Raw genomic sequence first — 11538 nt, 5'->3', positions numbered from 1 at the left:
AGACGTATGCCTATAATGCATCTCTCTTTATCCACCTTGTTGTTGATGGCACCTTTAAGTCTCATGGCCTCCCCCTTGGAGGGTCATCGAGTGGCCGACATCAACGAAGCAATGATGGCACAGCAGCAGTCATCGAAAGTAATTCAACGCACAATTACAGGCACTGTGACCGATGCCAACAGCGAACCCATCGTGGGAGCGACCGTGGTTGAGCACGGCAAAAAGTCGGGAACAATCACCAATGGCGACGGAAAGTTCACGCTCACTGTTACCCCCGGCAACACCCTCACGATCTCTTATGTAGGTTTTGCGACCCAAACCGTGAAGGCACGCGATGCGATGCGTGTCACCATGACAGAGGATGCGCAGGGACTTGACGAGGTGGTTGTGGTTGGTTATGGCACAATGAAGAAGCGCGATCTTACGGGAGCAGTCTCCAGTGTCAAGGGAACCGACCTTGCAGTAGCCGGTGTTGCCTCGGCAGCCCACATGCTTGCAGGTAAGGCAGCAGGTTTATATGTGCGCCAAAACTCGGCACAACCTGGTGGCGGTCTTGACATTCTCATCCGTGGTGCAGGTTCGGTGAACGCCAGCAACGACCCACTCTATATTGTCGATGGCTTTCCTATTGCTAAACTCGACCAGCAAAAGGGCAACAACGACCGCATGGATCCTGGAACGCAGGGCGTGCTCAACTTCCTCAATCCGAATGATGTGGAGAGCATAGAAGTGTTGAAAGACGCTTCGGCTACAGCCATTTATGGTGCACGTGCAGCCAATGGTGTGGTTATTGTTACCACCAAACGCGGACGCGAAGGCAAGGCGACTGTGAACTATTCATACAACTATAGTTACCAGCGTTACAGCGATAAGTATGACATGTTATCGTTACATGACTGGATGATTGAGAAGAACAAAGCCAGTTGGGAATATTGGATTTGGGAAAACAATGTTGGTCCTTGGGGTTCAAGAACACTCGAAGAGGCACTTGCCGCACCAAAGAGTGGCTTGGCATATACACGTCCTTACACCGACGCTCAAATCGAAGCAGCTGGCAAGGGCACCGACTGGGTGGGCCTGATTACGCGCAACGGCCGCATTCAAGAGCACAACCTTAGCATTCAGGGCGGTTCAAAGGACACACAATATATGATTTCTTTGAACTACTATGACAATGAAGGTATCATCAAAAACTCGGGAATGACGCGCTATACCGTGAAGAGTAACATTGATCAGCGCTTCTTAAATATCTTCAAAACCGGTGTAAACCTGACGCTCACACGCATTGATAACGACAACACTCAATTGGGATCAAAACAATATGAGAAGTCGGGCATCATCCGTTCGGCTGTACAGATGGGACCAAACATCCTGGCTTACGACCCCGTGAGAAAGATTTATCCTGTCAATCCCCTATTAGGAACGCAGCCAAACCCCTACTCTCTGCTCAACAATGTAGACCAAGGACGCACTGACCGATTGCTCGGTAACATCTATGTTGAAGCCCGCCCACTCGATGGTTTGATGCTGAAACTCAACGCAGGCCTTGATAGAGCCAACATCAGTCGTAAGACTTATGAGCCTAAAACAACTTTGTCGGGAAAGGATCTTCAAGGCAATGCCAACATCTATACCACCGACAATAACCAATATTTGCTTGAGGCGACTGCCACATATAGCAAGACTTTCAAGGAGATGCACAAGCTAAATCTGCTTGCCGGAACATCTTTCGAACAGTTTAATGTAGAGTCTTCAAACGCAGGGAACAACAACTTCCTGACCGACGGCTTTATCTACAACAACCTGAATGCCGGTGTTGGCACGAAGTCGGTAGGCTCAGGGTGTTCTAAAAACAAGATGGAGTCCTACTTCTTCCGTGTAAACTATATCCTCAAAGACCGCTACTATCTCACTGGAACCTTCCGTGCCGACGGCGCTTCTGTGTTTGCCAAGAACCACAAATGGGGCTACTTCCCCTCTGCTGCCCTTGGCTGGACCTTTTCAGAAGAGCCATTCATGAAGCCGCTTGCATCGTGGTTGACCATGGGTAAGATGCGCCTCAGCTGGGGACAGACGGGTAACTCGGACATTGGTTCTAATGCCTTTGCAAGCTATTATGCTCAACCCGCCTACAACCGCGGTGATAACACGCAACTCATTGGTGTGTTCCAAGGCAAATTGGAGAATCCAAACTTGAAGTGGGAAACCACAACTGAGTGGAACTTTGGACTCGATTTTGGCTTCCTGAACAATCGAATCTTGGCAAGTGTAGAGTTCTATCATCGTGTGATTTCAGATTTGCTCAACTACAAACCACTGAATTATTACCACGACATTTCAAGCGTAATGGCGAACATTGGCAAGACACAGAGCACGGGTTTAGAAATCACTATCAACACCACGAACGTCAAAACACGTGATTTCAAATGGACAACCAACCTCACTTTCACTACATATAAGGACCGCTGGAAAGAGCGTACACCCGATTGGAAGCCTGCTGTCTATGAGAAAGTTGACGACCCTATACGCCCCATCTATTCGCGTCGTGCCGACCACATCTTGCAGATTGGCGAGGCAGTACCGGCAGCTCAGCCCGATCTTCGCCCTGGAGAGTTGGTCATCAAAGACCTCAACGGCTATAAACGTGATGCAAATGGTCAGCCCGAAGTAGACGCTAACGGACGCTTTATCCTTACAGGTGGCCCCGATGGAAAGATTGATGATGCCGATGTTGAACTCATTGGGTCTCAAGATCCGGGTTGGATGGCCGGCATGGTCAACACCTTTAACTATAAGGACTTTGACCTAAGCTTCCAACTTAACGGTATGTTTGACCGACGAATGGAGGACCCCACGGAGATGACTTATGGCCTTGGTGGAGGCGAACTGGCTCAATATGGCTACAATGCACTAACGATTATCAAGAAACGTTGGACCTGGGATAACCCTTCAACGAAGTATCCTTGCTCCTTCAATAGCTGGAACACCACCTACACCCACGGCGACTGGTATTATCAGAATGCATGGTTTGTGCGCCTTTCTAATATCACACTCGGCTGGAACATGCCTAAAGCGTGGGTTGCAAAGACGAAATACATCTCACGTATACACCTTTCTTTGAGTGCAAGTAACCTCTTCTGCCTCACTCCCTACAAGGGTTTAGACCCAGAAACAGACTATTATACGGCGGCTTATCCTAACGCACGCACCTATAGTATTGGAGTAAATATCACATTCTAAAACCCTAAACGCATTCAACAATGAAAAAGAATAACTATATATTTGCACTGTTACTGGCTTGTGCGACAATGACTTTCAACAGTTGTTCAGACTTAGAGCCGGTCGACTACGCTGAAATCAACCCCTCAAACTTCCCGAAAACCGAGAGCGATATAGAGTCGTTAGTCTACTCTTGCTATTATCCTCTGCGCGGAAGCTGGTGGGATGGCATGTTCTCTACCTCAGAACGCGGCATACAATTCCTCAATGATGCCACCACTGGGATATTAACGGGAACGTTTGGAGAACAAAAGAAGTGCTCGGAACTAAACTATTTCCCTGAGACTACAGGCATTACGTGGTTCTATTACACACGAAGCAAGCAATATTCTGGGGGATATTCGCAGAAGATTAGCCGCTGTACGCTTGTGCTTGACGACATTGCAAACAGCAATCTCGATGAAGCCACAAAACAAAAGTATGAAGCTGAGGTGCGCTGTGCACGTGCTTTCCTCTCTTATATGCTTTATGATATGTATGGTCCGTTGGCCGTTGCGCCATTGGAAGTATTGAAAAATCCCTTGGCCGAAAAGCCGTTGCCCCGACTTTCGCGCGCTGAGATGGTGAAATTCATCGAAGACGACTTGCTCTTTGCTGGCGAACACCTTCCTCTTCCGGGCAATACCGAGTATGGACGCTTTAGCCGTGGTTTGGCAAAGATGCTGTTGATTCGCCTCTATTTGCATGAAACGGGCGACTATAAGTACCCAGAAGGCCTCACACATGGCGACAAATCAAACTATGACAAGGTTATCAAATTGGCACGAGAACTAAAGGAATCGCAGTATGGCTATGCCCTACAGAGCGATTACAACGCTATGTTTGCACGCGGAGGTCAAGGTGCTGGCAACAAGGAAATCATCTTTGCACTGCCTTGTACCTATGAAGGACCAACCCAAAACCAGTGGCACATGATGGTGCTTCCCACCAACTATGCCGACCATGGCATGGGTTCTGGCTGGGGAACCGTTACCAGTACGTGGTATTTCTACAACTCTTTTGAACCCGGTGACACTCGCCGTCAAGGACTGGTCACCTCATATAAGAGTTCGGATGGCACGATTATCGACCGCAATACGCCTCAATCGCCATTGGCAGCTGGCCCAATTCCTTTGAAGATTGGCTATGACACAGGCGTGAAAGGCTCGGGAGGATTCACCGATATCGATATCGTGTTGTTCCGTTTTGCCGATGTTTATCTCTCATTGGCTGAAGGATTGTGCATGCATCAAGGGGCTTCGACAGCCGATTTGCATGAGGCTATCGACAATGTGAATGTCGTTCGCAACCGTGCAGGCTTGCCCAACCTCAGCTATGCCGACTATCCAACAGCCGAAGACGTGCTCAATGCCATCTTGAAAGAGCGTTGGCACGAGTTCTGGTGTGAGAATGGACAATATCGTTCGGATTTAATTCGCTATCATCGCCTTGTGCCTTTGGTGAAAACCATTAACCAATCGCCTTATGCAGAGGAATATAAAGAGATTTATCCACTGCCACTTGAGGTGATTACCGATGGCAAAGGCTTGGTGAAACAGAATCCCGGCTACTAATCAAAACGGCGAATCTTGGCGTTTATGCCTTTGCAACAGGCCATGAAAACCTGTCTCATGCGCTTAGTAACAAAGCGTAAACGCCAAGACAAACGCAAAACATATACACATAAAATGAATCATAGTAAACACGAAAAAATGAATAAATTCTTAAACATATCGGTGCTGTTGCTGTCGCTTTCGATGATGGCTTGTGGCAGTAGTGACGACGATAAGCCGACACCTACCCCCACTCCCGACAAGGAAAAGGTTGAGTTGGAAACAGTGAAATACACACCTTCAAAGGAAAACTTCTTCAATCCTGAACGTGGTATGTATGTCATGGTGGAGAGCGACATGGCTACTCCCCTCTCAGAATCACGGCTTAAAACGGCTAAAAGCGAACAGGAGTCGCTCGTTCAGATTGTTTATTATCTGAAAGACCGACGCAATCAGGCCCTCACAACGGCTGATTTGGCAAAGATAGATAACGATTTAGCCACCGTGCGTAAGGTCGGAATGAAGGCGATTCTGCGTTTTGCCTATACCTCATCTAAGGATGAAGCCGATGCACCTATGGTGACAATCAAGCAACATTTAGACCAACTGAAACCGCTGTTGACCAAAGACAAGGACGTCATTGCCTGCGTACAGGCTGGTTTTATCGGTGCTTGGGGCGAATGGTATTACTCTTCCAATGGCCTGAACAACAATGCCTCACGCAATGAAGTGTTGGCAAAATGGTTGGAGGTGCTGCCTACCGACCGCTTTGTTCAAGTGCGTACACCGGCTTATAAGCGTAATTTCACGGCCATTCAGACGCCACTTGATGCCTCAACCGCCTATAAAAATAGTCCGCAGGCACGCATTGCGCACCACAACGACGCTTTCATGGCCGATGAAACCAACATGGGTACCTATGAGGATGTAGCGAAAGACAAAGCCTATTTGGCACAAGAAGGCCTCTATACTCCTATTGGCGGTGAGACGGCGCGTCCCTCGTCAACCACTCCTCCCAGTCGCGGCAAGGCAGCTTTAGACGAGTTGAAGACGCTGCATTGGTCGTTCTTGCACGATGGTTACGACCGCGTGGTGTTGAAACAATGGGAGAAAGACGGCGTGATGGATGAGATTCGCATGAACTTAGGCTATCGCTTGGTGCTCATGCGCGGTAAATATTCAACCCAACTCACACCGGGAAGCGACCTCAACGCTATCCTTTCGATCTATAACATCGGTTTTGCAGCAATGCATAATCCACGTAAAGTGCAGCTCATCCTGCGTTCAAAGGATGCTACTTACATTGCAACCCTGCCTGATGACCCACGAACCTGGAAGCCACGTCACCTGACCAATCTCACGGCTAAGGTGCAACTGCCGGCTGATATCCCTGCAGGCGACTACCAGTTGTTGCTCTTCTTGCCCGACGCAGAGCCTTCTATCGCTGCAAGAGCCGACTATGCGGTGCGCTTAGCCAATAAAGAGATGTGGGAAGCAACCACAGGTTACAACAATCTTGGTGTTACTATCAAGGTTGAAAAGACGGGCACAGCACCACAAAGTACGGCAGCTGTGAAATTCATTAAGCAGTAACGATGGAGTCAAACACTACACTTCAAAAGCCAAACAGACTGCTTTCGCTCGACATTTTGCGTGGAGCAGACTTGGCAATGCTCGTGTTGGTGCAGCCCATTTTGCTCAAAGCGCTCGAGACAATGCAGCCTGCCGAAGGAACAGTTGGCCGTTTTATCATGGGTCAACTGTTGCATCTGCCGTGGGAAGGCTTCTGCTTTTGGGACATCATCATGCCCTTGTTCATGTTCATGTCGGGCATAACGATTCCGTTTGCCATGGCACGTTACAAGCGTGGAGAGCGCATTGATGGCAGCTTTTACCGCCGCATCTTGAAACGCTTTGTGGTGCTTTGGATCTTAGGCATGGTTTGTCAAGGCAACCTTTTGGCGTTTGACTTGCAACAACTACACCTCTATTCCAACACCCTTCAAAGCATTGCAGTGGGCTATGTTGCCGTGGCTTTCCTCTATGTTTTCTGCTCTTTGCGCACGCAAATCATTGCAGTGAGCCTCTCGTTCTTGGCCTATATCGCCATCTTTGCCATTTGGGGAAACTTCGATTTCACCATCGACAGCAACATTTGCGAGGCCATCGACCGCGCGGTGTTAGGGCGTTTCCGCGATGGAGTGATTTGGCAGGGCAACCAATGGCATTGGGATCCCACCTATCATTATACGTGGATTATGAGTTCTCTGAACTTCATCGTGACGGTTTATCTGGGTACTTTGGCAGGCTATCTGTTGAAAAGTGAGCGCACAGCGATGCAAAAGTTCTACTGGCTCATTGCTGGTGGTGTGGCCATGATTGCCGTATCGCTTTGCATGCACCCTTGGATTCCCATCATCAAACACATCTGGTCGAGCTCCATGACCCTCTTTTCAGGGGGCATTTGCTTTATCCTGATGGGCTTGTTCTATTACATCATCGACGTGAAGGGATGCAGAAAAGGCTGGATGTGGCTGCGATACTATGGCATGAACTCACTGGCTGCGTATTATATTGGCGACCACATTGACTTCAATTCTATCACCGACTCTATCTTCTTTGGCTTCCAACAATGGCTTGGCGACTATCATCGTGTGTTGCTGGTTGCCGTGCAAGGGGTGTGGGTATTGCTCATTTTGAAGCTGATGTTCAAATTAAACTATTTCATAAAAGCATAAAACCGATTGATTATGTTCAAAAAAATAAGCTATCTTGTCCTTGCAACAGCAATGCTGTGTGTAATGGGTTGCAGCGACAATGACGACAAATTTGTTTCTAAAGACAAAACAGGACCAAAGCCAGAAATGGACCTTATGGTGGTGCCTGATAATTATAAATATGGTGACAAGATTGATATCACGGGCCTCTTAACCGATGAACGCAACCTGGAACACTATGAACTGCTGTTGTTAAACAGCAAGGGTGACACCCTGACTACAAAGTATCAGATGTTGCTCGGCAAGCAGTTTAGCATGGATGACAACATCCAAATACCACTGCCTAAGAATGCTTCGACCGACGATTTGCTGTTGGTGGCGAAGTTAGACAACACACGCAATGGCGAGACGGTAGAGACTTTCACGATTCCTTCCGTATCAACGCCTACGTTTGAAACGCTGAATCTCATTCTCGGCAACGGCAATGTTATCGAACTAACCAAGCAAGGCGAGGTCTTCACTACGCCCAACGAGCAGCTGTTTCCTGCCAAAGTGAAAGCCATTATCTCTACAACAACGAGCAAAAACGGCATTTATTGGGGAACGCAAAATGGCGAAATTGCTTCAATGGCCAATGATTCTATCACGATAGGTGGCGACGTTGAGTCTTCGTTTACAGTGTCTTTCAATCCTAAAACGTTTGAACTCTCCTTTGGTGAGCGCCATGTTTGGAAACCGCTTCCCACGACAGACTGCTACTATATCTTAGGAACCATCTCAGGACACTGGCAAGATGGCGAGATAACAACCGAGAAAACAAAGATGCGCATGCACGGATATGAAAGCAAAAACGACACATACTACACCTGGACTGCCCCAGAAGGCGACAATCCTGAAGTGGGAATGTGGGGCCAAACGGCTGCAGGCAACTTCCGTTTGAAACAAGGTGGCCACAATGGTTACATCCTTTGGGACGGACATAAGCTTGTTCAGTCGGCTACTGACGATGCATCGAAGAGCTTCCACCTCACTGCCGGCGGTGCGTTTACCATTAAAGCAAATCTCACTTCGGGCACTTGCACGAGCGTAGAAATTACGGGTAGTGGCAAATCCTTAGTCTTTGCAAACGATAAAGTGACGGTAAATGGCACGGTAGCAACGCCTGCTATCGGCTTCTGTGGACAGCAATTGCATCTCAAAGCAGGTGAATCTTACATCTATGAAGGCACGATGACACTGCAAAAGGGACAGAAAATCACGTCAGACTTTGACTTGTCTGGCTACACCTGCAACCCCGATTTGTTTAACGGAGGCGGTAACGCTACGTGGACATTAAAGGGCAACAGCGGCGCATATTATGTTCGCATGGACATCTTTAGCGGTGCCTTCTATGCCTGCCCCGTAGGCGGTTATCCCGATGTTTTGTATATGGATGGCTGGAGTTGGGCACCCACAAAGAACTCAACGGCTGTGGTATGGTCTGACGAAAACGTGCTGCCGGTGGTACACACAACGGGCAATCGTTACGAAGGTACCTTCTATAACTTCGGTTGGGGAGGTGATGTGGCCTTCTATGTTGTGCATCCTTCTACCGGACATAAATATCGTTTGCCCAATAGTTTCTTCCCCGCTCCCGTACGCACGGGCACTGATGGTTTCCTCATTCCTACGTCAGCAGGAAAATATAAGGTTGTCATCAACTTGAAAGACGGCATAAACGTGGCTGCAAATGGCGTGGTTTCACCGAAAGGAAACAGTCATTTCACCATGGATTTCGTGGCAGAATAGGCGGTAAAACGACACAAAACAGACGCGTCCCTGGGGTTGGATGATTAGCCAAAAGCAAAAAACGCCTTTCCAACCCCGCGGAAAGTCTGCCAGCAACGAAAACGATTTTTCCCATCACGTGGATGACTTGCCGACAACAAAAAGTGCATTTCCCACATCTTGGAAAACCTGTTTATCGCAAAAGCTGACTTTCCGAGCCTTCAGATGAACTGCCATTTTCAAAATAAAGGCATTCAACGGCTCGGACAAGGAGGCTGAACTGCCACTGCAAGAACATCTGAATCGTCATGCCGACGGAAACTTATAATGCTCAAAGAAAAAACATTTTATTTCATATTCATGCACCTACGTTATTCTTTTTTACTGCTCATGGGACTACTCTGCTCGTCATTGCAGGCCCAACAGCGCACCGATATTCCCATGCTTCCCAATGAAGCGTGGTGGGGAGGAGCAACAGCGCTTGGCTCGGCGATGCCCTTTTCATCGCTTGCCCCCTTTGATCTTTCCAACCAAAATGCCAACAACCAGGTGTCGGGGATGCTCATTTCTGACCAAGGACGCTTCATTTGGAGCGATAATCCCTTTATCTTCTCGGTCAACAACAACAGCATTCACCTTGATTCACGCTATGAAAAGGTGGGCGTTAAGCAGCAAGGAAAGACCTTGCGCGATGCCTATCTTGGTGTGATGAGAAAGCATTTTCCACCCGATAACAAACTGCCCGACGGGCTCTTCTTTTCAAATCCGCAATACAACACGTGGATAGAACTGATGTATAACCAAAATCAGACCGACATCTTAAACTATGCTCGCCACATCATCGACAACGGATTTCCTCCCGGTATCTTGATGATTGACGACAACTGGCAGCGCTATTATGGCAACTTTGACTTCAAAGAAGAACGCTTTTCCAATCCACGCGCCATGGTCGACAGCCTACATGACATGGGCTTTAAGGTGATGTTGTGGATTAGTCCGTTTGTATCTGCCGACAGTCCTGAATATCGCGCGTTGGCAAAAGAGGGGCTGTTGCTGCGCGATGCCACCGGAAACCCAGCCATCATTCAGTGGTGGAATGGGCAGAGTGCATGCTTTGACCTTACCAATCCGGCAGCCCTTGACTATTTGGAAAAGACACTTCGCAAGATGATGCACGACTATGGAATCGATGGTTTCAAATTCGATGGAGGCGATAACACGTTTTATGACCGCGCCGATTTGCGTCCGTTTGTTCATGGCGCACGTTCGGTTGACCAGACAAAAGGCTGGGCTGAGTTAGGATGTCGCTTTAATTTCAACGAATATCGTGCCTGTTGGCAAATGGGAAACCGCCCACTCGTGCAGCGCTTAGGCGATAAAGAATATTCGTGGAAAGCCGTTCAGCAACTCATTCCCGATATGATTTCGGCAGGTTTGCTGGGCTATGGCTTTGCGTATCCCGACATGATAGGCGGTGGTTCGTTTGCCTCCTTCCTCAACATTGATGCCGATAAGTTCGACCAGGAACTCATTGTGCGCTCTACCCAAGTGCATACCCTCATGCCCATGATGCAATTTTCGGTGGCCCCATGGCGCATTCTAAGTGCAGAAAACTTAGAAATTGTGCGCAACATGGCCCGTCTTCATGTCATGAAATCGCCATATATCACACTTTGTGCACTTGAATCTGCGCGCACAGGTGAGCCAATTGTGCGCAACTTGGAATATGAATTTCCCCACCACGGCTATGCCAACGTGAAAGACCAATTCATGCTTGGCCACCAACTCATGGTGGCTCCGATGACAACATCAGGCACCTCACGCACGATTATCCTGCCTCCCGGCCGCTGGCGTGACGACCAAGGCCGCGTCTGGCGTGGCAATCGTGTCATCAAACAGCAAGTTCCCCTCTCACGCTTGCCTTATTTCGAGCGAATAAAGTGATTTTTTATCCAATCTTTGTAGATAGGTTTGATGAACCTATCTACAAAGACTTAATTCCCATTTTATTTCTCTTTATCTAAGTAATTTTTGTAAATGAAACAACATTTTTACAATCTATAGATGCAATTTCTTTCATTTTCTTGCTTTATATTATATATTTTTTTTAATTTTGCACCTGTAAATGGAAAGTTGAGTGTTAATTAGTGTAGATTATAATAATTTTATTGGTGTAAGACAAAAGATTTTCTTTTGTTTTAATATTTTTATAATCAATTATTTGTCTATTTCAAATAATTGTG

The 11538-nt window shown here is 47.7% G+C and carries 6 protein-coding genes; all 6 read left to right on the top strand.

All coding sequences use genetic code 11. The features are described 5' to 3' along the window. Window positions 1–45: 45 nt before the first annotated feature. The 6 genes from HMPREF9145_RS06990 (at window position 46) to HMPREF9145_RS06965 (ending at window position 11239) form a co-directional block, all read left to right on the top strand. On the top strand, window positions 46–3240 hold the full coding sequence (locus HMPREF9145_RS06990) for a SusC/RagA family TonB-linked outer membrane protein (protein WP_155945287.1): 3195 nt from the start codon (window positions 46–48) through the stop codon (window positions 3238–3240). 20 nt (window positions 3241–3260) lie between these two features. Further along, the gene (locus tag HMPREF9145_RS06985) at window positions 3261–4832 is read left to right on the top strand and encodes a RagB/SusD family nutrient uptake outer membrane protein (RefSeq protein ID WP_021825708.1); all 1572 of its coding nucleotides are present in this window, start codon (window positions 3261–3263) and stop codon (window positions 4830–4832) included. A 138-nt stretch (window positions 4833–4970) separates the two neighbouring features. Next, window positions 4971–6404 carry a DUF4832 domain-containing protein gene (locus HMPREF9145_RS06980; protein WP_036907005.1) on the top strand — a complete coding sequence of 478 codons (1434 nt, stop codon included), beginning with the start codon at window positions 4971–4973 and terminating at the stop codon, window positions 6402–6404. Between the two features lie 2 nt (window positions 6405–6406). Further along, window positions 6407–7549 carry an acyltransferase family protein gene (locus HMPREF9145_RS06975; RefSeq protein ID WP_021825719.1) on the top strand — a complete coding sequence of 381 codons (1143 nt, stop codon included), beginning with the start codon at window positions 6407–6409 and terminating at the stop codon, window positions 7547–7549. Window positions 7550–7561: 12 nt separating this feature from the next. Then, on the top strand, window positions 7562–9316 hold the full coding sequence (locus HMPREF9145_RS06970; RefSeq protein WP_021825730.1) for a hypothetical protein: 1755 nt from the start codon (window positions 7562–7564) through the stop codon (window positions 9314–9316). A 339-nt stretch (window positions 9317–9655) separates the two neighbouring features. After that, the gene (locus tag HMPREF9145_RS06965; RefSeq protein ID WP_036907003.1) at window positions 9656–11239 is read left to right on the top strand and encodes a glycoside hydrolase family 31 protein; all 1584 of its coding nucleotides are present in this window, start codon (window positions 9656–9658) and stop codon (window positions 11237–11239) included. Window positions 11240–11538 lie beyond the last annotated feature (299 nt).

This window comes from Segatella salivae F0493 (assembly GCF_000477535.1).
Taxonomy (GTDB): Bacteria; Bacteroidota; Bacteroidia; order Bacteroidales; family Bacteroidaceae; genus Prevotella; species Prevotella salivae.
Note: the sequence above shows the minus strand (reverse complement) of the source record. Positions and strands in the feature narration are given on the sequence as shown.

Coding starts and splice junctions, on each gene's coding strand:
- HMPREF9145_RS06990 (WP_155945287.1), top strand. CDS start 46: ATGGCACCTTTAAGTCTCATGGCCTCCCCCTTGGAGGGTCATCGAGTG.
- HMPREF9145_RS06985 (WP_021825708.1), top strand. CDS start 3,261: ATGAAAAAGAATAACTATATATTTGCACTGTTACTGGCTTGTGCGACA.
- HMPREF9145_RS06980 (WP_036907005.1), top strand. CDS start 4,971: ATGAATAAATTCTTAAACATATCGGTGCTGTTGCTGTCGCTTTCGATG.
- HMPREF9145_RS06975 (WP_021825719.1), top strand. CDS start 6,407: ATGGAGTCAAACACTACACTTCAAAAGCCAAACAGACTGCTTTCGCTC.
- HMPREF9145_RS06970 (WP_021825730.1), top strand. CDS start 7,562: ATGTTCAAAAAAATAAGCTATCTTGTCCTTGCAACAGCAATGCTGTGT.
- HMPREF9145_RS06965 (WP_036907003.1), top strand. CDS start 9,656: ATGCACCTACGTTATTCTTTTTTACTGCTCATGGGACTACTCTGCTCG.